The organism is Phyllobacterium sp. T2-21, from assembly GCF_055378485.1.
Genome location: NZ_AP027912.1, coordinates 1,380,903 through 1,404,036, shown reverse-complemented (window position 1 = coordinate 1,404,036; position 23,134 = coordinate 1,380,903). Strand labels below are relative to the sequence as shown.

At 59.4% G+C, this 23,134-nt stretch carries 26 protein-coding genes and 2 pseudogenes; 15 read left to right on the top strand and 13 right to left on the bottom strand.

All coding sequences use genetic code 11. The annotated features are described in order from the left end of the window. Nucleotides 1-3 precede the first annotated feature (3 nt). Nucleotides 4-477: a peroxiredoxin family protein gene (locus tag ACZ5FP_RS07010; RefSeq protein WP_071537974.1), complete on the bottom strand. Its 474-nt coding sequence runs from the start codon at nucleotides 475-477 to the stop codon at nucleotides 4-6. A gap of 261 nt (nucleotides 478-738) precedes the next feature. Beyond that, the gene (nadE, locus tag ACZ5FP_RS07005) at nucleotides 739-1,563 is read right to left on the bottom strand and encodes an ammonia-dependent NAD(+) synthetase (protein ID WP_058193727.1); all 825 of its coding nucleotides are present in this window, start codon (nucleotides 1,561-1,563) and stop codon (nucleotides 739-741) included. Between the two features lie 351 nt (nucleotides 1,564-1,914). Here nadE and ACZ5FP_RS07000 point away from each other — a divergent pair, with 351 nt between their 5' ends. The 11 genes and pseudogenes from ACZ5FP_RS07000 to ACZ5FP_RS06950 all read left to right on the top strand — a co-directional run bounded on the left by ACZ5FP_RS07000 (nucleotide 1,915) and on the right by ACZ5FP_RS06950 (nucleotide 9,709). Next, the gene (locus tag ACZ5FP_RS07000) at nucleotides 1,915-2,520 is read left to right on the top strand and encodes a sulfite oxidase-like oxidoreductase (protein ID WP_058193725.1); all 606 of its coding nucleotides are present in this window, start codon (nucleotides 1,915-1,917) and stop codon (nucleotides 2,518-2,520) included. Further along, entirely contained in the window at nucleotides 2,513-3,259 is a 747-nt protein-coding gene (locus tag ACZ5FP_RS06995; RefSeq protein WP_058193722.1) for a ferredoxin reductase, read from the top strand. The genes ACZ5FP_RS07000 and ACZ5FP_RS06995 overlap by 8 nt, the downstream gene beginning before the upstream one ends. 118 nt (nucleotides 3,260-3,377) lie before the next feature. Further along, nucleotides 3,378-4,643 carry a thiolase family protein gene (locus tag ACZ5FP_RS06990; RefSeq protein WP_071537973.1) on the top strand — a complete coding sequence of 422 codons (1,266 nt, stop codon included), beginning with the start codon at nucleotides 3,378-3,380 and terminating at the stop codon, nucleotides 4,641-4,643. A 77-nt stretch (nucleotides 4,644-4,720) separates the two neighbouring features. After that, a pseudogene (locus ACZ5FP_RS06985) lies at nucleotides 4,721-5,209 on the top strand (zinc-binding dehydrogenase); the annotation flags it as partial. Nucleotides 5,210-5,275: 66 nt separating this feature from the next. After that, entirely contained in the window at nucleotides 5,276-6,880 is a 1,605-nt protein-coding gene (locus ACZ5FP_RS06980; RefSeq protein ID WP_058193720.1) for a sensor histidine kinase, read from the top strand. A gap of 16 nt (nucleotides 6,881-6,896) precedes the next feature. Further along, entirely contained in the window at nucleotides 6,897-7,256 is a 360-nt protein-coding gene (locus tag ACZ5FP_RS06975; protein ID WP_200969033.1) for a response regulator, read from the top strand. Nucleotides 7,257-7,397: 141 nt separating this feature from the next. Continuing rightward, nucleotides 7,398-7,670 (top strand): glutaredoxin 3, encoded by a 273-nt coding sequence (gene grxC, locus ACZ5FP_RS06970; RefSeq protein ID WP_058193717.1) that lies wholly within the window; start codon nucleotides 7,398-7,400, stop codon nucleotides 7,668-7,670. A gap of 56 nt (nucleotides 7,671-7,726) precedes the next feature. Beyond that, nucleotides 7,727-8,008 carry a DUF427 domain-containing protein gene (locus tag ACZ5FP_RS06965; protein ID WP_058193715.1) on the top strand — a complete coding sequence of 94 codons (282 nt, stop codon included), beginning with the start codon at nucleotides 7,727-7,729 and terminating at the stop codon, nucleotides 8,006-8,008. A gap of 172 nt (nucleotides 8,009-8,180) precedes the next feature. Next, nucleotides 8,181-8,447 (top strand): hypothetical protein, encoded by a 267-nt coding sequence (locus ACZ5FP_RS06960; protein ID WP_058193713.1) that lies wholly within the window; start codon nucleotides 8,181-8,183, stop codon nucleotides 8,445-8,447. Between the two features lie 190 nt (nucleotides 8,448-8,637). Continuing rightward, nucleotides 8,638-9,138: a Dps family protein gene (locus ACZ5FP_RS06955; protein WP_099503724.1), complete on the top strand. Its 501-nt coding sequence runs from the start codon at nucleotides 8,638-8,640 to the stop codon at nucleotides 9,136-9,138. A 28-nt stretch (nucleotides 9,139-9,166) separates the two neighbouring features. Next, nucleotides 9,167-9,709, top strand: a complete 543-nt coding sequence (locus ACZ5FP_RS06950; RefSeq protein WP_464662865.1) for an alpha/beta fold hydrolase — start codon at nucleotides 9,167-9,169, stop codon at nucleotides 9,707-9,709. 46 nt (nucleotides 9,710-9,755) lie between these two features. Here the strand turns inward: ACZ5FP_RS06950 and ACZ5FP_RS06945 are convergent, their stop codons facing one another. Continuing rightward, nucleotides 9,756-10,784 (bottom strand): IS110 family RNA-guided transposase, encoded by a 1,029-nt coding sequence (locus tag ACZ5FP_RS06945; RefSeq protein ID WP_464662864.1) that lies wholly within the window; start codon nucleotides 10,782-10,784, stop codon nucleotides 9,756-9,758. A gap of 2 nt (nucleotides 10,785-10,786) precedes the next feature. On the opposite strand from ACZ5FP_RS06945, the gene ACZ5FP_RS06940 reads away from it, so the two are divergent. The 3 genes and pseudogenes from ACZ5FP_RS06940 (at nucleotide 10,787) to ACZ5FP_RS06930 (ending at nucleotide 12,609) form a co-directional block, all read left to right on the top strand. Next, nucleotides 10,787-11,410: an alpha/beta fold hydrolase gene (locus ACZ5FP_RS06940; protein WP_464662863.1), complete on the top strand. Its 624-nt coding sequence runs from the start codon at nucleotides 10,787-10,789 to the stop codon at nucleotides 11,408-11,410. A 51-nt stretch (nucleotides 11,411-11,461) separates the two neighbouring features. Then, nucleotides 11,462-11,899: pseudogene (locus tag ACZ5FP_RS06935) on the top strand (peptide-methionine (S)-S-oxide reductase); the annotation flags it as partial. 440 nt (nucleotides 11,900-12,339) lie between these two features. Next, entirely contained in the window at nucleotides 12,340-12,609 is a 270-nt protein-coding gene (locus ACZ5FP_RS06930) for a helix-turn-helix transcriptional regulator (RefSeq protein WP_099503730.1), read from the top strand. Here ACZ5FP_RS06930 and ACZ5FP_RS06925 read toward each other — a convergent pair. The 8 genes from ACZ5FP_RS06925 to katA form a co-directional block, all read right to left on the bottom strand. After that, nucleotides 12,599-13,855, bottom strand: coding sequence for a tyrosine-type recombinase/integrase (locus ACZ5FP_RS06925; RefSeq protein WP_099503732.1), 1,257 nt, complete (start codon nucleotides 13,853-13,855; stop codon nucleotides 12,599-12,601). The genes ACZ5FP_RS06930 and ACZ5FP_RS06925 overlap by 11 nt on opposite strands. Nucleotides 13,856-14,173: 318 nt before the next feature. Then, nucleotides 14,174-15,736: a glutamine-hydrolyzing GMP synthase gene (gene guaA / locus ACZ5FP_RS06920; RefSeq protein ID WP_464662862.1), complete on the bottom strand. Its 1,563-nt coding sequence runs from the start codon at nucleotides 15,734-15,736 to the stop codon at nucleotides 14,174-14,176. Between the two features lie 129 nt (nucleotides 15,737-15,865). Continuing rightward, entirely contained in the window at nucleotides 15,866-16,195 is a 330-nt protein-coding gene (locus ACZ5FP_RS06915; RefSeq protein ID WP_223611611.1) for a type II toxin-antitoxin system HicB family antitoxin, read from the bottom strand. Further along, nucleotides 16,192-16,452: a type II toxin-antitoxin system HicA family toxin gene (locus ACZ5FP_RS06910; RefSeq protein ID WP_464662861.1), complete on the bottom strand. Its 261-nt coding sequence runs from the start codon at nucleotides 16,450-16,452 to the stop codon at nucleotides 16,192-16,194. Before ACZ5FP_RS06910 ends, ACZ5FP_RS06915 begins: the two co-directional genes overlap by 4 nt. A 54-nt stretch (nucleotides 16,453-16,506) precedes the next feature. After that, nucleotides 16,507-17,151, bottom strand: coding sequence for a 5'-methylthioadenosine/S-adenosylhomocysteine nucleosidase (locus ACZ5FP_RS06905; protein ID WP_464662860.1), 645 nt, complete (start codon nucleotides 17,149-17,151; stop codon nucleotides 16,507-16,509). Between the two features lies 1 nt (nucleotide 17,152). After that, the gene (locus ACZ5FP_RS06900; protein WP_464662859.1) at nucleotides 17,153-17,611 is read right to left on the bottom strand and encodes a TspO/MBR family protein; all 459 of its coding nucleotides are present in this window, start codon (nucleotides 17,609-17,611) and stop codon (nucleotides 17,153-17,155) included. Between the two features lie 43 nt (nucleotides 17,612-17,654). Continuing rightward, nucleotides 17,655-18,944: an RsmB/NOP family class I SAM-dependent RNA methyltransferase gene (locus tag ACZ5FP_RS06895; RefSeq protein WP_464662858.1), complete on the bottom strand. Its 1,290-nt coding sequence runs from the start codon at nucleotides 18,942-18,944 to the stop codon at nucleotides 17,655-17,657. 115 nt (nucleotides 18,945-19,059) lie between these two features. Continuing rightward, the gene (katA, locus tag ACZ5FP_RS06890) at nucleotides 19,060-20,556 is read right to left on the bottom strand and encodes a catalase KatA (RefSeq protein WP_464662857.1); all 1,497 of its coding nucleotides are present in this window, start codon (nucleotides 20,554-20,556) and stop codon (nucleotides 19,060-19,062) included. Between the two features lie 146 nt (nucleotides 20,557-20,702). Here katA and ACZ5FP_RS06885 point away from each other — a divergent pair, with 146 nt between their 5' ends. After that, entirely contained in the window at nucleotides 20,703-21,632 is a 930-nt protein-coding gene (locus tag ACZ5FP_RS06885) for a LysR substrate-binding domain-containing protein (protein WP_464662856.1), read from the top strand. A 34-nt stretch (nucleotides 21,633-21,666) separates the two neighbouring features. Here ACZ5FP_RS06885 and ACZ5FP_RS06880 read toward each other — a convergent pair whose 3' ends face one another. Together ACZ5FP_RS06880 and ACZ5FP_RS06875 are read right to left on the bottom strand one after the other, a co-directional pair. After that, a complete protein-coding gene (locus ACZ5FP_RS06880; protein ID WP_464662855.1) occupies nucleotides 21,667-22,092 on the bottom strand; it encodes an MAPEG family protein in 426 nt (141 codons plus the stop codon). 54 nt (nucleotides 22,093-22,146) lie between these two features. Then, complete coding sequence (locus ACZ5FP_RS06875; protein ID WP_464662854.1) at nucleotides 22,147-23,028, bottom strand: LysR family transcriptional regulator; 882 nt, start codon at nucleotides 23,026-23,028, stop codon at nucleotides 22,147-22,149. Nucleotides 23,029-23,134: the final 106 nt, after the last annotated feature.

Here is a 23,134-nt window from a genome sequence, read left to right as displayed (position 1 = left end):
CTTTCACGTGCTCTCCAGTTCCGCCACCAAACGATCCGCGTCGAGATGAAAATCCGAGAAGACGATGCGACCGTTGGCGTTGATGACGGTAAACCACGGCGTTCCCCGTGTTCTGTAATCTTCCATGAATGTGGGAAAAGCCGCGCCAGCTGGCGGCTCGTCATGCCCGAAAGCAATGGGGAGATTGTATTCGACTTGATTGATGCGCAGTTTCTCGAAGGTATTTTCGTGGGCACCTTCGAAGACCGTTTGGATCACTGCAAACCCGACACCTCTGGATTCCAGCGCTCCGTGCAATTTCTGCAGAGTGGGAAATCCATGCAGATGGCAGCCACGGCACCAATGCTGAAACGCGAACACGATCTTCGGGCCTACGCCCAGATCCGATAGTTGGATCGGCGTGGCGAGGTTGCCGCCATCTACACCGATCCACCGTTGCACACGAAGCTGAGGAGCTTGACGTTCGGCCGGGCTCATTCTTCTCTCCAACCACGATGCAGACACCCGATGCCTGGCGAAACATCGCGTCCACAGCGGCTTTGCTATGCGTTACTGCTCCCTGAGCCAGAGGGTCGCGTGGTCGATGAGACCAATGCTCTTCGCAACTATACCCATCGAAACAAAGCGTTCGCGTGATCGACTATGAATTCCCACGCTGAACTTTTCCAATAGCGACGTGACATAGTTTCTATATCTTCGACGGGAGCAAATCGGAGCGTGCGTTCGACCTGGGTGACGTCAAATCTGGAAAGCGGGCGCAGCAGGTAGCTTACGTTTGTGGGCTGTCGCTCGGTACGCTTCTTCGATTGTCTCTACAGCCGTCGGCGCCACGACGCGTCCCTCGAGGTAATCGTCGATCTCATCGTAGGTCACGCCGTAGACATCCTCATCTGGGCGCAACGGCATGAGATCGTCCAAATCCGCAGTCGGAACCTTGCCGATTATCTCAGGCGGGGCGCCAAGGTGAACCCCAATCGCGCGAACACGTCGCTTGTTGAGACCCGCGAGAGGCAGAACATCCGCGGCGCCATCGCCAAATTTGGTGAAGAACCCCATGACCGCTTCCGCTGCATGGTCCGTACCGATCACTAGGCCACCCAGGCTTCCAGCGAGCGCGAATTGAGCAATCATGCGCTGGCGCGCCTTGACGTTACCTAGCGCTCTGCCGCGGTCGTGAGGATCAACTGGATCGTATCCGGAGTACGTCAGTTCCGCCCAAAGAGCGTCCGTTGCGGGCCTCACATTGATCGCCACCGTACGGTCAGGCTTGATCGTCGAGAGAGCAAGTTGAGCATCGTGCTCATCCGACTGAATGCCATAAGGTAGCCGCACCGCAAGAAACTCGCACTCGTACCCGGTGCGGCGAAGCTCCTTCACGGCCGATTGCGCCAGCAGGCCCGCGGTCAGGGAATCGACGCCCCCGCTGATTCCAAGCACATACGCTCGCTGGCCAGACCTTCTCAAATAATCGCGAAGGAAGCCGATACGGCTCGCGGCCTCTTGTTCAGCATCGAACGTTTGAGAGACGCCGAGCGCTGCGATGATTTCAGCTTGAGCGTGCATGGCGACCTCATGACGTGAACCGCAAGCAGGCGATGACCGTGCCTTCTCCGTCCGACAGCCGGCGGCGTTCGCCTAACATCCCACGGGCGCACATACGCGTGCAACGCTGGTCGGAAGGTATTGAAACTATAGCGAGCAGACATTGGGCAAAGATGCTGCTCTACCGCTATAGTCGAGGTGCGATTAGCGCGATTCATAGTGATGATAAACAGATCTATACTGATACGGCATTCGGTTGTCTGAGTTTCAGCCTGTCGATCCATTCGGCATCATGCAAGTGCGAAGATCATCTACGCAGTAGCCTGAGATTAAGTCGGTTCCGGTCTGTCGTGACGAGCAAGGGGGTTCGGCATGGTCACCAGAGGTTTCACCGGCCGCGGTTCAGGCGGCGACCACGATGGCCGCATTCCGCCGGGTCAACATCTCGTAGAAAATTTTCCCGTACTGACCGCGGGACCGACGCCACGTATCGAGACATCCGACTGGAAGTTTACGGTCAAGATCGGTCCAAAGCCGATCAAGGTCTGGACCTGGAGCGAGTTTAACGCCCTTCCGAAAACCAACGTAACTAAAGACATACACTGCGTTACGTCATGGTCGAAGCTCGACACCAAGTGGGAAGGCGTGCTGATCGAAGACATCCTCGCGGATGCAGGACTCGAGCGGCCCACCGATTTCGTCTTGGCCCACTGCTACGATGGCTATTCGACCAATGTCCCGCTCGCCGACCTTCTGGCCGGTAAGGCGATGGTCGCGACTGGGTATGCGGGCGAGCCGCTTCCCCGTGATCATGGCGGACCGGCGCGCCTGCTAGTACCTCATCTATACTTTTGGAAGTCCGCCAAATGGGTGAATGGGCTGCAGTTCACGACGCGTGATGAAGCTGGCTTCTGGGAACTGCGCGGCTATCACATCTACGGCGATCCGTGGCGCGAACAACGGTACACCCATGACTGAGATCGACGCGCAACCCGCGTCGTGGCAGTCATGTGTGATCGACGAGATCGTCCAGCAGACCCCAAGTATAAAGAGCTTTTTCCTGCTGCTACGGGAGCCTTTCTTCCATACCGCCGGCCAGCACGTTGACGTGCGCCTGACCGCCCCCAATGGCTATCAAGCGATGCGCAGCTATTCGATTGCATCGTCGGCTGCCTCGTCCCCGATCCTCGAGTTGGCAATAGAGCGTCTGCCCGATGGCGAAGTCTCGCCGTTCTTCCACGACGTCGCCGCTCCTGGCGACGAAATCGAACTTAGAGGTCCTCTCGGTGGCCACTTTTTGTGGCCCGAACCTGCTGACGACCCGGTGCTGCTGATCGGCGCAGGTTCGGGCTTGGTCCCACTGATGGCAATGATCAGGCAGCGCCAAGCACTGGCCCAGGCCGTTCCAGTTGCGCTGCTCTTGTCCGCTCGGACCAGTCGCGACGTACTCTTCTCCAGCGAACTTCGCTCGATCGAGATGCGTGATTCTGCGTTGGTCCTAGCCGTCGCGATAACGCGCGAAGCGCCAATGCGCGCCTCGGACTTTGGCCGACGGATCGACGCCGAGATGGTCAAGGAGACGATCGCCCGCCTGGGTCGAGATCCTGCCCACGTGTTCGTTTGCGGGTCCAACGGTTTCGTCAACATCGCGACGGACGGCGCGTTAGCGGCCGGGCTCGACGCCTCGATCATTAAGACTGAGCGCTATGGAGGGTAGAGGCAGCGAAATGGTCGAATCCCTCCAGACGAAAGCGCTCAACTACGGCCCAGGCCGGGGAGCCTGAGCGCACTACGCCGCGTCGCTTATTCGAACCTTTGTCTTTCGGGAGACCACTGTGAGCCGCTTTGCAGAACCAGTTTTCGTAGCCGCAGGCCTTCGGACCCCTTTTGGGCGCGGCGGGGGAGCACTGGCGAATTATGACGCGGTCTCCTTATCCGTGCCCGTCGTTCAGGAGATGGGGAAGCTTGCCGAGCCCGACCTCGTTGTCTGGGGAAGCGTCATCCCAAACCTGGGCTGGAGCAATATCGCTCGTGAGGTATGGCTAGACGCGAAACTCAATCCCAATGTCCCGGCATTCTCCGTTGTTCTTGCGTGCTCAACCAGCATGACCGCGTGTTTCGCTGCGGCCGGCATGCTCGGTGGCGGCCTTAACTTGATCATGGTCGGCGGCTCTGAGGTCATGAGCCGGCCATCGCTCGCGCTTACCCCCGAGGCATCAAAGCGGCTCACCGATTTGTTCGCGCAGGATGCCGCAGCAGCACTTGCCGCCTTGGGGGCGCTGGCTCCTACCGACTATGTGCTCCCGACGAAGGGATGGGCCAACCGCCTTACCGGCAGGACGATGGGCGATCACATGGAGGAGACCGCCAAGGCGTGGCGGATCTCGCGTGAGGCACAGGACGACTGGGCTCTCAAGAGCCACCAGCGAGCGATCGCCGGTTGGGACAGCGGTTTCTTCGATGACCTCGTGATTGCACTGCCGGAACTTGCCCGCGATGCAAACCCGCGTGCGGACACGTCCGCCGAACGGCTGTCAGGTCTGAAGCCGGCCTTTGATCGCGAGAGCGGCATGGGTAGCCTGACAGCTGGCAACAGCTCTCCGATCACAGATGGGGCGGCCGGCTGTTGGGTGTCCAATGAAGAAGGTTTGCAGAGGCTCCCCGAAGGCACGGCTCACGTGCGGCTCGTCGACTTCGAAATATCTGCGGTCGACCTCCACACGGAGGGGCTTCTGATGGCACCGTCATATGCCATTCCGCGTCTGCTCGCGCGACATCAGCTGGCATTCTCCGACATTGCCCTTTGGGAGATCCACGAAGCCTTCGCGGCACAGGTCTTGGCCAATGTCGCAGCCATCACCGATCCGAATTGGGTCCGAGAGAAGGCCGGCGTCTCGCCCGAGATGGGTAACTTCGACTGGGATCGCGTCAATCCCAACGGCGGTTCGGTAGCTATCGGGCATCCCTTCGGCGCGACTGGCGCGCGTGACCTCAGCCAAGCCGTCAAAGAGCTGTGGGCCATGCCGGTCGGGTCTCTCGGGATCGTCAGCATCTGTGCCGACGGCGGTCAAGGCACCGTCGCCCTCCTCGAACGCGTCTGATTGGGGGGTATGAGATGAAGGCGATCCGCTTCCATGAGTTCGGCGCTCCCGAGGTCCTCCGCTATGAGGATGCGCCACTAGCTGTCGCGTCAAGCCGGCACGAGGCTTTCCTCCGCGAACTGGGTGCTGACGAGTTCATCGACTACACGCAGACCAAGCCCGAAGACGATGTGCGCGACGTCGATCTCGTCGTCGACGCTGTCGGCGGCCCGGCCGCGAGCCGCTTTCTGCAGACCATCCGTCCGGGCGGCGCGCTGTTCCCGATTTTTCCCCTCGGCTTTGCCGGACACGACGAGGCTGCCGGCCGGGGGGTGACCGTTTCGGCGACTCAGGTTCGTTCCAACGGCGATCAGTTGGCCAAGCTAGCTCAACTACTCGATAGCGGTGCGGTTCGCGTCGCCGTGGACAGCACATTCCCGCTTTCCGAAGCGGCTGCCGCTCATCATCGAGCAGAGGCAGGCCACATCCAGGGCAAGATCGTTCTGACTATTGGTGCCGCCGCCGATCAGAGCCGCGACACGGGGGGCCCGTCATCGCAGTGGCCGCCGCGCGTGAGGGGGCACTGACGTGACTAAGCCAAAGCGCATGATCGGCCATGTTCAGGCTTCAAGGCCCCGACCGGGAGAGCTCTGGTGAGCCTGAACTCTGACAAAACAGATTTCGGGCCGGCACAGCGGGCGAAGGCGCTTGCGGACCTCATGGTCCTCGACACGCCGGAAGAGCAAGCCTTCGACGATCTCGTTTTCGTCGCGGCAAAGGCTTGCGACGTTCCGATCGCGCTCATCACTCTCCTCGACACCGACCGTCAATGGTTCAAGGCCAAGTACGGGCTCGAGGTGTGCGAGACCGAAATCGAACACTCGGTCTGTCGGATCGAGATCGATCAGGGCGACCTCTTGGAAATCGTCGATCTCACAAATGACGCGCGGACCAAGCGCAATCCGCTCGTCACCGGCGTCAGGCACTTTCGCGCCTACGCTGGCGCACCGCTCATGCTGCGATCCGGCGCGATCGTTGGTCGGCTCTGCGTCATCGATACCGCTCCGCGGCCTAAAGGGCTCAGCGAAGCGGAAAAGGCGATGCTTCAGGCACTTGCTCGCCTCGCCAGCGAAAATCTTGAACTGCGCCGTGTCGCCAACGCGAGCGAGCGCCTCACGGGGCTGCAGACAGCCTTGGTCGAGATCGGCGAGACCATACGAAGCAGTCACGACACCGCCGAGATGGCGTCGGCTACCGCCGCCATCGTGGGCAGGGCGCTTGCCACGGACCGGGCCGGGTTCGGATCCGTCGACGATGACGTCGAGACCATTGACGTCGAAACAGATTGGACGGCGCCCGGGATTATGAGCATCGCCGGCCGCCACCGTCTCGAAGAGTACGGAAGCTTGCGCAAGCCGCTCGTCGGTGGCGACCCCCTGATCGTTTGGGACGCCCTAACCGACGACCGCACGCTCCATAATCTCGAGAGCGCAGTGCGTGTCGGCGTTCGGTCTCTGGTCGACATGCCAGTGAGAGATCGAGGCAAGACCATCGCCGTCTTCTTTGTCCATTCGGCGCACCCCCGACCGTGGCCAGCAGAAGAAATCTCGTTCCTGCGGAGCGCGGCGGACCGGCTCGAGGCTGGGGTCGCGAGGCTCCGCACCGAGCAGCAGCAAGTCATCGTGAATGGTGAGATCGCTCACCGCTTGAAGAACATGCTCACTATGGTTCAGGCCATCGCGAGCCAAACGTTGCGAAACGTCACCGATCGCGATGCAGTCTACGCCTTTGAGCGCCGTCTGATGGCTCTTAGCGCGGCGCACGACGCCTTGCTTCAAATGAGTTGGACGCAGGCTGACTTGCAAACGATCGCCGCGACCGTGATTGACGCGATAGGATTCTCGGATCGGGTCGACATGAGTGGCCCTACGGTGGCCCTTGGGCCGCGAGCGGCGCTCTCTTTTTCGCTGATAGTGCACGAGTTGCTGACCAACGCCTGCAAGTACGGCGCGCTGAGCAATGATCACGGCGAGGTGTCTCTGACGTGGGGCATACTGAACGGGCAGGAGAGCGATCTTCTAAGCATCCAATGGCGTGAGCGCGGGGGACCACCCGTCGTCCCGCCGACGCGCAGAGGTTTTGGTTCGAAGCTGATCAACATCGGCCTTGTCGGCACAGGAGGCGTCGATGTCCGCTACGAGCCCTCCGGGTTAGCTGCTGATCTACACGCCTCCATGCGTCACCTGGTTCAAGGTTGATGGGAGTATGCGTGGAATGGTGAAACCCGTGGTGCTCGTCGTCGAAGACGAGCCACTCCTTCGTCTGTTCGCATCGGACATGATCGAGGAAGCAGGATTCGAAGTGCTTCAGGCGTCGGATGCGTCCGATGCGCTCGTAACTTTGCAAGATCGGCTCGACATCCGTGTCGTCTTCACTGATGTGAACATGCCCGGCGGCATCGATGGAATCATGCTCGCCATCCGCATTCGCGAGCGCTGGCCCGCCATCCAGATCATCATCACGTCCGGCAGGCCGTGGCCGGAAGCAGCGGTCGTGCCGCAGGACATCGTCTTCTTTCAAAAGCCTTATCGCCGGGACCGCGTCTTAGACACGGTCCGAAGGATGGCAGCGTGATGGCCCAACTCATCCGCAATCGGACTTTCGAAACCGAAACCCTTGAGCCCGCCGCTCGGTCCCATGCCTACACCTTCGCAGAGGTCGACGTCCCCCAAGCATCGGCCGCAACCCCACACATGAACGATCGGAGACGAGGAAATGAAACCAGACATCCTCCTTTACACCACGAGCTGGTGCCCGTTCTGCCGTCGCGCGAAGGCACTTCTCACTGAAAAAGGCGTGCAGTGGACCGAGCACGACATCGAGTCCGACCCGGCACACCGAAAGACGATGATCAAGGCGTCGGGCCGCAGCACCGTGCCCCAAATCTTCATCAACGGAACGCACGTCGGTGGCTCCGACGATCTCGCCCGGCTCGATGCCGATGGCGAACTGGACAAGCTTCTTGCGGGCGGGGCGCCCGCGAACTGACTGGGCTTCGCCTCGGCCTGCCGGCCCGAGGGCGATAGGCGACACAGGAGGTTTTTATGGTCTCAGCAATTTGGAAAGACGCCACCATCGCTACGAGCGACGAAACGGTAGTCGTCGACGGCAATCACTATTTCCCGCCCAAAGACGTCGACCACAGCCGGCTCGAACGGAGTGAGCAGACTTCGGTCTGCCCTGTGAAGGGATCCGCCCACTATTTCCACATTCGTGTAGGCGGCGAGCGCAACCTAAATGCCGCTTGGACCTATCCTGACCCAACGGCCAGCGCTGAAGCGATTAGAGGCTACTTTGCTTTCTGGAAAGGCGTGGATGTTGCGTAGCGGTCGGTCATTTTCCAACGCTCACAAAGCTGGGTTTCTTTGGGATGATAACGTGCGGATGACGCTTGGCCGACATTAGAAGTCTGAGCGCGGTCGGCTGACTCTGGACTCGTTGGCCGTTAGGGAAACAACGGGGTTCAAACCGTCCTTCAGATGAGTGTGGTGGGGTCGGATGGAGCGGGCAAAGTTTGATGCGGCCTTCAAGGAACTGCCGGAAGGTTACAGCGAAGGCATCTACGACGGTCGACGGTTCGGCGTGACCGTGCGTCGATCGAAGGATGGACGACGGAACAGTCTTTTCGCCCGGGAGTTGGCAGGCTCAGACCTTATCAGCTTCAATCTTTATCGCGTCTCTTCCGGGAAGGCGTCGCTCAAGCCGTGTGAGATGTCGGCGGATAAGGTTGTAGCGTTCGTTCTGAGCTATCGACCGGACGCCTGAAGAACAAGGCGCTCGCAGCGTCCCTAGGCATCGAATTTCAGCAGCGCCTTTCGGCTCCACCAAGGATATCGAAACTATAGCGACGATTTATTGGACGGGATCATTCAGTAAATCCTTCTTCTACACCGCAGCGTCAGAGGAGGCACGACGCTGATATCCCGCAGAATATTCAATCGAGGAAGTCCTAGCGATGACGAAATCTAGTTCCGCACCCGCTCCGACGCCATCTGACCTCGACGAAAGCGCGGCCATGACTGTCGCCGATGCTCTCAAGATCATCTTGGCGAACAGCTATGCTATTTACCTGAAAACGAAGAACTTCCATTGGCACGTCTCCGGGCCATATTTCAGGGATTATCACCTGCTCCTCGACGAGCAGGCGGCCGAGATACTCGCTGCCACTGACGCGATCGCAGAGCGCGCCCGGAAGACGGGTAACACCACGCTACGATCGATCGGCGATATCGCTCGCCATCAAACGATCAAGGACAACGACGCGGATTTCGTGACGCCGCAGGACATGCTCGCTGAGCTGCGCGCTGACAACCTACACATGGTGGAGTCACTGCGTCGCGCCAAGGACGTGGCGGACAAAGCCAAGGACAACGCAACTTCCGGCCTGATCGACACCTGGACCGACGAGGCGGAGCGACGCGCCTGGTTCTTGTTCGAAGTCGGTCGACCAGCCTGAAGCTCGATCTCACGGGAAGGGAAACTCGATGGCCTCGTCTCTTGTCCGCACCGAGTACATTGAGGTCGACAGCGGCCGTATCGCCTTCGACGACACCGGCGGTCCGGGGCACATCGTGCTGTGCATTCCAGGGATGGGCGATCTGCGATCCGAATATCGGCTCCTAGGGCCCGACCTAAAGCAGGCAGAATTCCGCGTCGTCACGATGGATGTGCGGGGATTCGGCGAAACGTCAGCGCGATGGACTGACTACTCCGCCCGGTCAGTGGGCCTGGACGCAATCTCTATCGTGAGACGCTTGGGCGCAGGCCCTGCCACCATCACTGGCAACTCTTTCGCGGCCGGGTCATGTATGGATGCCCCCGTTCATGCAAGCAGTTCTTCGAGCGGTTTTGAACGTGTGATCGGGTGCGGTCATGTATCAGGCCTGTTGTGCGGCTCGAGTACGACCGCTGGCCGGTATGGAGCTACGCGGACCTGGTGCAAAATCAGCTCTACGAGCTCGTGGCTCACTGACCCGGATGCATTTCCAGACCCACTCTCACCGATCTTCATCCTTACCGTTCGCTGACCTCCTCACACGCCGACGATCCGTCCTGACTTCAGCTCAGTACATACTACGCTGCAGCCAGAGCGGAATCTTTGTAATCTTCGTTCTTGGTCATCATTGCCCAGATGGATCGAGCCATTTTGTTGGCGAGGGCGATTGCAACTAGCATACGAGGTTTGCGCGCCAGCATCCGTGCCAGCCACGAGTTCTCGGGTGGAGCTTTCCGGCATGCCCATCGAATGACGGTCATCGCGCCGATGATAAGAAGCCGACGGATGTCGCGTTGTCCCATCTTCGACGTTCGACCGAGCACCTGCTTCCCTCCGCTCGAATGCTGTTTTGGCACCAAACCGAGCCAGGCCGCAAAATCTCGTCCCCTTCTGAAGGTCACCATGGTGGGCGCGAAAGCCTCTACTGCCATTGCCGTAATTGGTCCCATTCCGGGCATGGACATAAGGCGGGCGGTACTCTGCGAACGCTTCGCTTCCGATCTGAGAGCCTTTTCCAGCGACTCGATCCGAGAAGAGAGCGCCCCTATCTGGTCCAGATACAGTCGAGCGGTCTCCACAACAATAAGGTCGAGGCCCGTGTTGTGATCTTCAACAATCTCCGCCAACAAGGTCAAGCTCGCAATTCCCTGTGGTGCAATGACGCCATGCTCGGCCAGATGTGCGCGAAGGGCATTGATAAGCTGAGTTCGCTGGCGGACAAAGAGGTCCCGCGTCCGGAAGAGCATGGAGCAGGCCTGCTGGGATTCAGTCTTTGGAACCACGAACCGCATCGACGGTCGGGTGGCTGCTTCAACGATCGCTTCTGCGTCGGCCGCATCATTCTTCTGCCGTTTGACAAAGGGCTTAACGTAGGCCGGCGGGATCAAGCGAACATCATGGCCAAGTTTCCCGATCTCACGCGCCCAGTAATGCGCGGTGGCGCAGGCCTCCATTGCAACCTTGCATTTGGGCAATTCCGTAAAAAAGGTGACGACTTGGCCGCGAGACAGTTTCCTACGCAAGACCACGCTTCCATCGCTTCTGGAGGCATGAACCTGAAACACTCGCTTTGCTAGGTCCAGGCCGACGATGCTAACTTCCTTCATGGATGCTCTCTCCTCTAAGTGACGTTTTGGCGCACATCACTCTGGCACATTGCGATGCCGTCGGGAGGGGGCATCCACTCCATCAGCTCTATAGGGCGGCGAGAGAGAGTCCGGACCTGGTCCGCAGTGTCGTGCTCCTCGGTCCGATAGTCCGAGACCTTCCACTGACGAGCGTCCAGAAGCTCGTCCTTTCGATAGGGTTCGCCGGGCCATGGCGGACGTGGTTTTGGACGACATACTGGAGCAGCCTCTATCCAACGAAGCGAGCTTTTGACCACGAGGCGATCAAGTCGGCCATCGCTCGAAATCTCAGAGAGCCGGGACGGATGCAGGCGCTGCTGACGATGCTCTCGCTTTCGAAAGCCGACACGGCCGCCATTCTAGATGACAGCGCCGTTCGCGCGCTTGTTGTGATGGGGACGAAGGATCCGGACTTCCCAAACCCGGTCGAGGAAGCTCAGAACCTAGCAAGCCGGCTGCATGCCGAGACAATGATCGTGGAAGGTGCCGGCCATTATCCCCACGTCGAAATGGCCGACCAAGTGGCGCCGCGGATCATCTCGTTCCTCGGCAGCTTATCGCCCGCGCCGGCGGCGGCCGGGATCACCCGACTGCATAGGAGCTGATGAATGGAGAAAGTCGGCTTCGGCGGCGGATGCCACTAGTGCACCGAGGGCGTCTTTCAGGCGCTGCGAGGCGTCTCCCAAGTCGATCAGGGCTTTCTGCAATCAGAAACGCCGGCCGACACGTGGGCCGAAGGTGTGGTCGTAAGTTTCGACCCTGCGGCTATTGGATTGGCCACGCTCGCCGAAGTGCATCTAAGGACGCACTCCGCCACAAGAGCTCGCTCACCGCGCGGAAAATATCGAAGCGCCATCTATGTCTTTGAAGTCGGTCAGCGGATAGAAGCCGAGAAGGCAATCGCGCAGTTTGCCGCTGAAACAGACAAGGCTGTCCACACTCTGGTGCTCCCGTTCAAGGGTTTCAAAGCTTCGGACGAGCGCTATCAGAACTATTATCGCACCGATCCAAGCAGGCCCTTCTGCCAGCGCTACATCGATCCAAAGCTGGATTTCATCCGGAAGCATTTTTCGGAGATCGCGTTGCCGCGATGAATGAATAATTGGGCTGTCGTGCAGGTCGCGATCTCATATCCCAACTGTCTGTAGGATGCAGTCAATCAGCTTTCCGGGCAGCGGAGGACTTAGGCGGCGATCGGGAACGGGGTTCCTTACGAGACAACGTCTCTCATCACCCATTTAGGGTGCCGCTTTGGGTAGATGGTGCGGGCGGTCGGATTCGAACCGACACGTATTTCTACGGCGGATTTTGAAGTGAGTCGCGGCTTTCATCGGGCTGCTATTCCACGGATGACGGCGCTTCAAACAAGAACCCAAGGGTCAGCCGACACTCCTAGATGGCACTTGCCCGTTGAGACGGCCCGTCCGATGTGCACGCTATAGCCCGATATTACCGCATCCCTTCACGCGGCGGCTTCAAATCGGAAGATCTATCGCCTTCTATCTCCACAAGAGTAAAGAAGTGGAGATACGGTATGAGCGTTGCGCCGCATGTCGCCCGCAGGACAATTCGCCGGCATCAGCTACGAGAGATCGTGCCGCTTGCCGACAGCACAATCTACGACATGGAGCAGCGAGGAGAATTCCCGCAGCGCTTCTATCTCACCTCGCGTTGCGTCGTCTGGGATCTGGCAGAAGTCGAAGCTTGGCTTGACGCTCGACGCCGTGCCTCTCGGGCCAATGCTATCGAACGCGCTCCAAGCCCCGACGTGAGATTGCGCCGCTCTCGGCCTGTCAAACACTAGGCTCGAGCTCAAGCAGCTCCATCGTGGCCGGGAGCAGGGTCGGCACATACTTCCGACCCGCGACCCAAGCGTCCACCAGGTTGGACCACTCCTGCATCATATGCCGGCGCTGGTGCTCATACTCCGCCTTGTTGTAGACGCCACGCGAGGACCGTCCGTCCTCATGCGCCAAGCACTTCTCGATCCAGTCGCTGTTGAAGCCGAGTTCGTTCAACAAAGTGGACCCGGTGCGTCGAAGATCGTGAACAGTGAAGGGCTCAAGTGGCAGCCCCTCCTTTTTCGCTCTAGCGACCACGGCGGTCGTGATCCGGTTGAACGTCGCCCGCGACATTGGCGCGTCAGCGTCATATCGCGACGGAAGGACATAGCGCGAATTGCCGGCGCAGGTTTTCAACGCGATGAAGATGTCGATGGCCTGCTGAGACAGGTAGACGTTGTGTGCCTTCGACCGCTTCATTCTTTCCTTGGGTATCGACCAGACGGCGTTCTCAAAATCGACCTCATCCCAGGTGGCATCCTGGAGCTCGCTCTTCCTGACCATCGTCAGGAGGAAAAGCTTCATTCCCAACCGTATGGTCGGCAGTGTCGGCACATGCTCAAGCTGACCGAGCATGACGCGGATCTCCGCGGGCGATAGGGACCGATCCTTCGGCACGAAGGTCGCGATGGACGCAGGCCCAACCTCATCCGCTGGGTTGGCGACCTTCTCGCCATGCAGGATGGCGAATGCAAAGATCAGCTTCACGATATCGCGCACATGGACGGCCGTGGCTGGAGCGCCGCGATCCTTCACTTTCCCACACATCATACGGAGATCGTCCGGCGTGATCTCCGTTAGGAGCCTGTTTCGGAATGTCGGCAGAATGTCGCGCTCGTAGATGGAGCGCCGCATAGCCCGCGTGCTGTCCGCCATGCGCGACTCCTGGAACCACTTTTCGCCGAACTCGCCGAATCGCTTCGCCTCCTTCAGTCGCCGCTTGTCATGCTGCTTCTCTTGAGCAGGCGACCGCCCCTCTGAAATGGCCCGCTTCGCATCGATCAGCTTCTCGCGAGCCCTGGCAAGTGAGAGGCCGTCAGGGCCATATCGGCCGAGCGTCAGCGTCTCGCGCCGTCCGTTGAGTCGATAGTCGTACCGAAACACGATCGCCCCGGACGGCTGGACCACGACATACATACCGTCACGGTCACTCACCTTGTACAATTTCTTCTGTGCTTTCAGCGCCTTAATCGCTGTGTCCGTGAGCATGGAGACCTCCAAATCTGTCCAAAAACAGCAGAGAGGCACCGATTATACCGTCAGCCCAAAACTGGGGTCACTGAAAGTGAATTTCATTCGCTCTTTCAATGCCTTAAGGCCAAAAACTATACCGTCAGCAGCTCTCTTGGCCATGACGGTATAGCGAAATCTCTAACCGAACAAGTTCCCCCATACCGTCCACTATACCGTCAAACCGGAGCACTGTCCCTCGATAGATGGCGATAGACGATGACAGTTTTATCTTTGTTATTCAGATACTTATGCCGTACCCTGGCGTACAATCGGATACTGCCGGAGGGGCAAAAATCATTCCCACTCGATCGTGCCTGGCGGCTTCGACGTGACGTCATAGACAACGCGGTTGATGCCCTTGACTTCATTGATGATCCGCGTGGCCGCCTGGCCAAGGAAGCTCATGTCGTAGTGGTAGAAGTCGGCGGTCATGCCGTCGACGGAAGTGACGGCACGCAGGGCGCAGACGAATTCGTAGGTCCGGCCATCGCCCATGACACCGACGGTCTGTACCGGCAGAAGCACGGCGAATGCCTGCCAGATCACATCGTAAAGGCCCGCCTTGCGGATTTCGTCGAGATAGACCGCATCGGCTTCACGCAGGATTTCCAGCTTCTCGCGGGTGATACCGCCGGGGCAGCGGATGGCAAGGCCGGGACCGGGGAACGGATGGCGGCCAATGAAGGAATCGGGCAGTCCGAGTTCCTTGCCAAGCACGCGTACTTCATCCTTGAACAGCTCACGCAGCGGCTCGACCAGTTGCATGTTCATGCGCTCGGGCAGACCGCCGACATTGTGGTGCGACTTGATCGTCACCGAAGGGCCGCCGGTGAAGGAGACGCTTTCGATCACGTCGGGATAGAGCGTTCCCTGTGCGAGGAAATCCGCACCGCCAAGCTTCTTGGCTTCTTCCTCGAACACTTCGATGAACAGGCGGCCAATGGTCTTGCGCTTCTTCTCCGGATCGGATTCGCCTTCCAGCGCGTCGATGAAACGATCCTGCGCGTTCACAAGAATGAGCGGCAGGTTGTAATGTTCGCGGAACATGGCAACCACATCGGCTGCCTCGTTCTTGCGCATCAGACCGTGGTCGACAAGAATGCAGGTGAGCTGCTCGCCAACCGCTTCATGGATCAGCAAGGCAGCGACGGAGGAATCAACACCGCCCGAGAGGGCGCAGATCACCTTCTTGTCGCCAACCTGCTTGCGGATCGCGGCGACGGCCTGTTCGCGATAGGCGGACATGGTCCAGTCGCCCTTGATGCCGGCAATGCGATGCACGAAATTCTGCAGGAGCTTGGCGCCGTCGGGCGTGTGCACGACTTCCGGATGGAACTGCACGGCATAGAATTTCTTGGCTTCGTTGGCGATGGCCGCGAACGGCGCGCCGGTCGATGTGCCGACAACCTTGAAACCGTCGGGAATGGAAACGACACGGTCGCCATGGCTCATCCAGACCTGATGGCGTGTCCCCTTGGCCCAGATGCCGTCGAACAGGGCGCATTCTTCCTGAATGTCGAGGAAGGCACGGCCGAACTCGCGGTGATGGCCGCTTTCGACCTTGCCGCCAAGCTGTGCGCACATGGTCTGCTCGCCATAGCAGATGCCGAGAACCGGGATATCCGATTCAAACACGGCCTGCGGCGCGCGCGGGCTGCCGATATCCACGGTGGAATGCGGACTGCCGGACAAAATGACCGCCTTCGGCTTGATGCGGCGGAATGCTTCGTCAGCGGATTGGAAAGGAACGATCTCGGAATAGGCACCAGCTTCGCGCACACGACGTGCAATCAGCTGCGTTACCTGGCTGCCGAAATCGACGATGAGGACTGTATCGGGATGAGTGGGTGTGTTCATGGCGGGCCTTTAAAGCAATTGCCGGGTCGATGCAATGGGTCACTCCACCACACGCGGATGCCAATTGCATTTGTTCACAATTTGAGAGGAATCATCCTTGTGTTGTGGTGTTTGTTCGCATCCGAACCTCTAGCGCAACGATCGCTCCAACGTCATGACAACCCATTTGTTGAGACTCACCCCGGCGCGGCGCGCGGCACTGGAAATGGCCTTGTGCAGGACCGGTTCCGCACGCACGACAAACTGACCGGAAAATGGCTTCTCCGGCTCCTCGCCACGCTCGGCGCAAAAGGCCAGATAATCCTCGATGGAGCCGGCGAGCGCTTGCTTCAGCTCTGCCGCAGATGTTCCCTGAAAGGTAATGACGTCGCGAAGATTGATAACCTCACCGTGGAAAAGAGAAGCATCTTCGTCGTATTCGATAACCGCTTCATAGCCTTTGTAATGCATCGTACTCATGGTCGTATCTCCGCTTCCAGCAGAAAGCGCCTCACTGATTTCACTGCGCCCTTATCCGTTTCCTTTTGCGGATGCGGCCGATGAAACACCGCACGGATGCCATTCAGGGCGATACGAACACGCGAGCCCTGCCCTTCCGTAATCTCGCCTCCACAAGCGAGGATGAGCGCCTCGATATCCCGCCAAGCAATACCTGCACGGACGGGTTCGGCAAAAATGGCGGCAAGCGTCGCCCGATGCTTCCGGTTGAGATCCATATAATGATATCACTTTTCAGTATCAATAAAATAGTCGATAAGAAAATCAAAAAATTATAGCGTGATCGCTCCGGTCTCCAGCGCCTGGCCCATGGCTTCCACAGCCAGCGCCAGTTTTTCGTCGATCACATGCAGATATTCGGTCCAGTCGCCGACATGGCGCAGATCGGCAGCTCCGTCGGAAATGCCGCGCAACCCGATCAGCGGCAGGCCAAAACGCTGGCAGGCGCGCAATATGGCAAAAGTTTCCATCTCCACCATATCCGCATCGATCCGGTCATAGGCGCTGCCCGAGACGATGTTTGCGCCGGTTGAAAGCGATGCTTCCTTCACGCCCGGGATGCGCAGCGGCAAAGGTACAGTCACGGGCAGATCGAGAAACGGCGTTGCCCCCTTGGTAAAGCCAAGCGGCGAAGCGTCCATGTCGCGATAGGAGACGCTTGTCGCCTGATAGACTTCGGTCTGCTCCAGCGTCCGCGACCCGGCTGATCCCAGCGATACAACGAGGTCCGGTACGATTCCATCCCGTTCCAGCGCGGCGAGATTGGCCGCAAGGCTGACCGCTGCCTCCACCGGCCCGACACCGGTCATCAGCGGCCGGAACAGCCGCTGCAGATGCGCACCATACTCCGCATCCACAGCCATGACGAACAGCACCTGTTTGCCGCCAATAGCGGCCAGTTGATAGGGCAAACTCATGTCAGGACACCGGATTGAGCAGATACAGCGATGCGTTGAGAAGCGTGGCGAAGGCGACCCAGACGAGATAGGGAATGAACATGAGCGCGGCGGGCCGTTCAGGCTCCCATGTCACCCGGATGAAGGCGATGATCGAGACCAGCAAAAGCGCGATGACCAGCAAGGCAAATCCCATCTGCTGGAAGCCGAAAAAGGTCGGAGACCACAGGAAATTCAGGACGAGCTGCGCCCACCAGAATTGCTGGGCGGAGGTCATATCGAGATCCCACACCCGCCACCCGGCAACGGCGATCAGGATATACAGGATCGTCCACACCGGCGCGAAAATCCAGTTCGGCGGGTTGAATGAAGGCTTGACCAGCCCGGCATACCATTCGCCAGGCAGCGTGATATAGCCGATGGCAAGCCCGCCACCGACAGTCAACACGAGAAACAAGAGAAACCCTACGGACCGGGACATGGTAGAACCTTTCCTGCGGACAATGTCGCGGATGGTTGTACCGTTATTTCTCGCGTCTGAGAACAGAAATGAAGAAGCCGTCTGTCGACGTCGACAATGGCGACAGGATCGTATTGCCATCCTTGAACAAGGGCCCGAGACCGTCGCTCGCCGAGACCGCCTCCTGCCAGAGCGGGCGGGTATCGACCGGGGTATAATCAGGGTTTGCCCCCAGGAACGCAGCGACCTGCTGGCCGTTTTCCGGCGCAAACAGCGAGCAGGTGATGTAGACCAGCCGCCCGCCCGGTTTCACATAGGCCTTGGCCGCGTCAAGCACCTCACGCTGTTCCACCTCGCGCCGTTCCAGCTGCTGCTCGCTGAGGCGCCACTTCGCGTCCGGCCTGCGCCGCCAGGTGCCGGAACCGGTGCAAGGCGCATCGACCAGAACGAGATCCATCTGGCCTTCAAGCGGAATGAGTTCGCTGGAATTGGCGTGGGCCTGCGCATTGCGCACCCCTGCCCGTTTGAGCCGGTCAAAAATGGGGGCAAGCCGGGCACGTTCCGCGTCATAGGCGTGAATCTGCCCCTTGTTGCCCATCTGAGCCGCCAGCGCCAGCGTCTTGCCGCCGGCTCCGGCGCAGTAGTCCAGCACCTGTTCGCCAGGCCTCGCACCGCTGAGTTTGGCAGCGATCTGCGAGCCGAGATCCTGCACCTCGAAAAGGCCGCGCTGGAAGGCCGGTTCCGCCTGCACGTTCGGATGACGGCCCATGGCGCGCAGTGGCGGCACCCGGACGGCGGTTTCCAGCAGCGGCGCCGCATTGGCACCGGCGCGAACCAGTTCCTTCAGCACCTTTTCGCGATCGGCCTTCAGCGTGTTGACGCGCAGATCAACCGGCGGGCGGTCGCTGAGGGCAGCGGCTTCACCCACCCAGGCATCGCCGAAAATCGCCTGGAAATGCGGCACACACCATTCTGGCGTGTCGGCGCGCACATGATCGGGCGCCGCCGCGAGATCACGCTCCAGCCAGATGGCCATGCGGTCGGCTTCGAGCGGTGCGGGCGCAAACTTGTCACCATCCAGCGCGGCATTGATTTCATCGATAACCAGTTCGGCATCGGACAACAGCACGCCAAAGGCAATATGACGGGCCGCGTTGCTGTCCATGCGCCAGCCGAGCGACAATTTCCGCCGCAAGGCATCATAAACGATATTGCCGATGACCGCGCGGTCACCCGCACCGGCAAAGCGGTGCGACAGTCCCCAATCCTTGAGCGCATCGGAAGCCGGGCGTTTGCGGGTCTCAATATCGTCCAGTACTTCGATTGCCGCCTGCAGGCGTCCGCCAAGTCGCATGGGAATTCCTTCTTGTTGTCTACCGGCTTCGCATACATGGCAAAGCCAATAAAAGAAAGCCGGAGCATCACGCTTCGGCTTTCACATTGAACAACAAAGTTGTTGCAGGCAGCGATTACTCGGCCGCGGCGTGCTTTTCTTCGTTGGAAATCGCGTTGGCTTCATAGCCATGCGCTTCCTTGAGGGCAGCCCGCACGCCGGCTTCATACGCGGGATGAACGCGCTTGAAGTGCGCCAGCTGGCGCTCGATGATAGCACCGGGAACACCGCCCATTGCCGCGGCAATGTTGGAGAACAGGCGTGCACGCTGACCGGCGTCGAACAGGTTAAACAGTGCCGTCACCTGACCGTAGTCATCATTGCCGATGCGGTGGTTGTAGCGATCCGCATTGCCGGAAAGAGCCAGCGGCGGCTCTTTTGCCGACGGCTGTTCGACGGCGCCCGAGAAGCTGTTGGGCTCGTAATAGGCATCGACATTGCCGGTCTTCTGGCCAAAGAAGTTCATCTGGCCATCCTTGTGGTAGTGATGGACCGGGCACTTCGGCTGGTTGACGGGCAGTGCTTCATAGTGCGTGCCAAGGCGGTAGCGATGCGCATCCGCATAGGAGAACACACGGGCCTGCAGCATCTTGTCCGGCGAATGACCGATGCCGGGAACGACGTTCGACGGCGAGAAGGCAGCCTGCTCGATCTCGGCGAAATAGTTGTCGGCATTGCGGTTGAGTTCCATGACGCCGATTTCGATCGGCGGGAATTCAGCATGCGGCCAGACCTTGGTCAGATCGAACGGATTGTAGGAAGTCTTTTCCGCATCGCTTTCGCTCATGATCTGAACCTGAACGGTCCATTTCGGGAATTCACCGCGTTCAATGCCGCCAAACAGCTCTTCCTGGTAGGTTTCACGCGACTTGCCGATCAGGGTTTCAGCTTCCGCATTGGTGTAATGCTTGTGGCCCTGCTGGGTCTTGAAGTGGAATTTTACCCAAAAGCGCTCGCTATTGTCATTCCAGAAGGAATAGGTGTGCGAGCCGTAACCGTTCATATACATCGGCGCGACCGGCAGACCGCGATCCGACATCAGGATGGTGACCTGATGCAGGCTTTCCGGCGACAGCGACCAGAAATCCCACATGGCGGTGGCCGAACGCATGTTGGTGCGCGGATGGCGCTTCTGCGTGTGAATGAAATCAGGGAACTTCAGCGGATCGCGCACGAAGAACACCGGCGTGTTGTTGCCGACCAGATCCCAGTTGCCTTCGCTCGTGTAGAATTTGAGGGCGAAACCGCGCACGTCGCGCTCGGCATCGGCGGCGCCAAGTTCACCGGCAACCGTGGAAAAACGCAGCAGCAACGGCGTTTCGGCGCCCGGCTGCAAGGCCTTGGCCTTGGTGTAACGGGAGATATCGCCGGTGATCTTCAGCGTGCCGAATGCGCCCCAGCCCTTGGCGTGAACAACACGTTCCGGGATACGTTCACGGTTCTGGTGGGCAAGCTTTTCGAGCAGCTGATAGTCGTCCAGGAGAACAGGACCGCGTTCGCCCGCAGTCCTCGAATTCTGATTGTCTGATACCGGTGCACCGGCAGTTGTTGTCAACGTCGGACGGTCAGCCATTGGCTTCTCCTTGAATTTCGTTTTTGACACTATTTTCAGAATCGCACGGCGCGCGGGCTCTCTGCGATCTCAGGGGTGACCATAGAACTATTCCAATCATAGTTTCCAATTGAATTTAGAATTATTATTGATAGGATTTGGTTATCATGTTTTCCGTCCGTCAGATGCGCTATTTCGATATCCTCGCCACCACCCTGCATTTCCGCAAGGCAGCAGAACTCGCACGCATTTCGCAGCCGGCGCTTTCGGCGCAGATCGCGGAGATGGAGCAGCGGCTGGGAACCCCCCTGTTCGAGCGGACGCGCCGCACAGTGGTTCTGACCGATATGGGCAAGCGGCTTTTGCCGCGGGTTCGCGGCATCCTGAACGGCATCCGATCGCTGGAGGAACTGGCGTCGCAGCGGCGCGGCATTCTGCAGGGCCGCCTGCGGCTCGGGATCATCCCGACCATAGCGCCCTATCTCCTGCCCATTCTCATTCCGGAACTGCGCGAAGCCTACCCTGAGCTGACCATCGAGTTGCGCGAGGCGGTGACGTCAAAGCTGGTCGAGGATCTGCGGCTCGGCGATCTCGACGCGCTGATCGCCGCCTTGCCGATCGACAGCGATGGCATTGTCGCCAAACCGCTGTTCCGCGACCGGTTTCTGATTGCCACGTCAAGCAACGATACCGACATTCTCACCTCGCCGATGACCCAGGAGAGCGTGGCGCTGGAACGGCTGCTGCTGCTCGAAGAAGGCCACTGCCTGCGCGATCAGGCCCTGGCGGTGTGCACCAGCGTCAAGCAGCGGCAGCTGGTCAATTATGGCGCCACCAGCATGACAACCCTGCTGCAGATGGTCAGCCATGGCATGGGCCTGACGCTGATCCCGGAAATTGCCGTGCGCACGGAGGCCAGCCGCAACAATGTGCGCATCCTTGCCTTTGCCGATCCCGAACCCTCGCGGGAGATCGGCCTGATCTGGCGCCGGCAAAGCGAAAGGCGCGACGATTTCGAGGCCCTTGCCGCTACGATTGTCGAGTGCGGCAGGCGATTGCTGATCTCAGCCGACGAGCTGGACGATCTGGCGGCTTAGTTCCTGACCGTTCCCTTCAATCCCTTGACCGCTTCTAAGCCGTTGCGGGTATCGCCAGATGCAGCGCGAGTATGAGCCAGAGAATACCGTTCAAGAGATAGCCGATGGTGAAGATCGGCTGGCGCAGCCTCAAACGGTTCGACGTCACATGCACGACGGTGTGGGCGACGCGTGCTGCCACAAACAGCCAGGCAACAATGACGGCAAGAAACGATGAGCCATTGACCACATAAAGCGAAATGCAGACGGCGTAGAACAGGACGGGCAGCTCATAAAGATTGATCAGGTTGCGGATCACCGTGACGCTGACCTCCGGCTCCTTCAGCGGCAGCTTGAAATCGCGGGGCGACGCCTGGCCGCTCTTGACCGCCTCCATGCGGCGAAGGAATACCAGGCCGTAGACGATATAGATCAGCGCGGTCAGTGCGATCATCGGCCAGAAAATTGCGGTCTGCGACATGGTTCCTCCAACGTTGGCGCATCTTACGTCTACGTTCATTTTTTTCGCAAGCTGTTAATTCAACCCGGGAATTCCGGACAAGCCAGCCGCGAGATGATCGACAAACGCCTTTACCTTGCGCGGCAGAAACTTGGCCGAGGCATAGACCACGTGCATATCCATGGGGGCATAGCGGTAAGCGGGCAGCACGCGAACCAGCGTGCCGTCGTCGAGCAACGGTTGGACCAGCGGCACCTGCGCCCCGCCAATGCCCACGCCCGCACACAAAGCCTGATTGAGCACGAAAGCGTTGTTGGCAAGAAAGCCTGATTTGACCGGCACGACAATCGGCCCCTCCGGGCCGATCAGCGGCACCGCCTCGCCCTGCGGCGACCAGATGAACCTGACATGCCGGTGCTCTGACAGTTCCTCCGGCAGCAGGGGGCTGCCATGGCGCGCGAGATAGTCCGGCGAAGCCACGAGAATACGCTCGAACGTCGCCAGTTTCCGTGCCACCAGCCCCGAGGAGGCCAGTGCGCCGAAACGGATGGCAACATCCACGCCCTCGGCCACCAGATCGGCAAAGCGATCATCGAGAATGAATTCGACAGTCAAATCCGGGTGCTGGCGCTGAAAATCGATCAGCACCGGCGTCAGGTGCATCTGGCCGAACCCGACAGGCGCATGCACGCGAAGGTTGCCTTGAATCGAAGCTGTTAGGCCAGCCACCGCCTCTTCCGCCTCGTCGACGCTCTGCAGGATATGCCGCGCCCGCTGGTAATAGGTCTCGCCGCTGTCGGTCAGGGCCAGCTGGCGTGTCGAGCGATGCAGCAGCCGCATGTTCAGATGACGCTCCAGCGCCGCCATCTGCTGGCTGACGGCCGGTTGCGTGAGCCCCAGCTCCCGCGCCGCCGCCGACAGCGAGCCAAGCTCCGCCACCCGTACGAATGTCTTCATTGCAGCAAAGCGATCCACTCATCACCTCAAATATTTTCTTATGAATGATATCACTATTGATAGGCTACGCAAACCTATGCAAATGGATGATGCTGACGGCACCAAC

Bases quoted from the DNA above. Each gene is read 5' to 3' on its own strand.
- ACZ5FP_RS07010 (WP_071537974.1), bottom strand. From the start codon at position 477: ATGAGCCCGGCCGAACGTCAAGCTCCTCAGCTTCGTGTGCAACGGTGG.
- nadE (WP_058193727.1), bottom strand. From the start codon at position 1,563: ATGCACGCTCAAGCTGAAATCATCGCAGCGCTCGGCGTCTCTCAAACG.
- ACZ5FP_RS07000 (WP_058193725.1), top strand. From the start codon at position 1,915: ATGGTCACCAGAGGTTTCACCGGCCGCGGTTCAGGCGGCGACCACGAT.
- ACZ5FP_RS06995 (WP_058193722.1), top strand. From the start codon at position 2,513: ATGACTGAGATCGACGCGCAACCCGCGTCGTGGCAGTCATGTGTGATC.
- ACZ5FP_RS06975 (WP_200969033.1), top strand. From the start codon at position 6,897: ATGGTGAAACCCGTGGTGCTCGTCGTCGAAGACGAGCCACTCCTTCGT.
- grxC (WP_058193717.1), top strand. From the start codon at position 7,398: ATGAAACCAGACATCCTCCTTTACACCACGAGCTGGTGCCCGTTCTGC.
- ACZ5FP_RS06965 (WP_058193715.1), top strand. From the start codon at position 7,727: ATGGTCTCAGCAATTTGGAAAGACGCCACCATCGCTACGAGCGACGAA.
- ACZ5FP_RS06960 (WP_058193713.1), top strand. From the start codon at position 8,181: ATGGAGCGGGCAAAGTTTGATGCGGCCTTCAAGGAACTGCCGGAAGGT.
- ACZ5FP_RS06955 (WP_099503724.1), top strand. From the start codon at position 8,638: ATGACGAAATCTAGTTCCGCACCCGCTCCGACGCCATCTGACCTCGAC.
- ACZ5FP_RS06950 (WP_464662865.1), top strand. From the start codon at position 9,167: ATGGCCTCGTCTCTTGTCCGCACCGAGTACATTGAGGTCGACAGCGGC.
- ACZ5FP_RS06945 (WP_464662864.1), bottom strand. From the start codon at position 10,784: ATGAAGGAAGTTAGCATCGTCGGCCTGGACCTAGCAAAGCGAGTGTTT.
- ACZ5FP_RS06940 (WP_464662863.1), top strand. From the start codon at position 10,787: ATGCTCTCTCCTCTAAGTGACGTTTTGGCGCACATCACTCTGGCACAT.
- ACZ5FP_RS06930 (WP_099503730.1), top strand. From the start codon at position 12,340: ATGAGCGTTGCGCCGCATGTCGCCCGCAGGACAATTCGCCGGCATCAG.
- ACZ5FP_RS06925 (WP_099503732.1), bottom strand. From the start codon at position 13,855: ATGCTCACGGACACAGCGATTAAGGCGCTGAAAGCACAGAAGAAATTG.
- guaA (WP_464662862.1), bottom strand. From the start codon at position 15,736: ATGAACACACCCACTCATCCCGATACAGTCCTCATCGTCGATTTCGGC.
- ACZ5FP_RS06915 (WP_223611611.1), bottom strand. From the start codon at position 16,195: ATGAGTACGATGCATTACAAAGGCTATGAAGCGGTTATCGAATACGAC.
- ACZ5FP_RS06910 (WP_464662861.1), bottom strand. From the start codon at position 16,452: ATGGATCTCAACCGGAAGCATCGGGCGACGCTTGCCGCCATTTTTGCC.
- ACZ5FP_RS06905 (WP_464662860.1), bottom strand. From the start codon at position 17,151: ATGAGTTTGCCCTATCAACTGGCCGCTATTGGCGGCAAACAGGTGCTG.
- ACZ5FP_RS06900 (WP_464662859.1), bottom strand. From the start codon at position 17,611: ATGTCCCGGTCCGTAGGGTTTCTCTTGTTTCTCGTGTTGACTGTCGGT.
- ACZ5FP_RS06895 (WP_464662858.1), bottom strand. From the start codon at position 18,944: ATGCGACTTGGCGGACGCCTGCAGGCGGCAATCGAAGTACTGGACGAT.
- katA (WP_464662857.1), bottom strand. From the start codon at position 20,556: ATGGCTGACCGTCCGACGTTGACAACAACTGCCGGTGCACCGGTATCA.
- ACZ5FP_RS06885 (WP_464662856.1), top strand. From the start codon at position 20,703: ATGTTTTCCGTCCGTCAGATGCGCTATTTCGATATCCTCGCCACCACC.
- ACZ5FP_RS06880 (WP_464662855.1), bottom strand. From the start codon at position 22,092: ATGTCGCAGACCGCAATTTTCTGGCCGATGATCGCACTGACCGCGCTG.
- ACZ5FP_RS06875 (WP_464662854.1), bottom strand. From the start codon at position 23,028: ATGAAGACATTCGTACGGGTGGCGGAGCTTGGCTCGCTGTCGGCGGCG.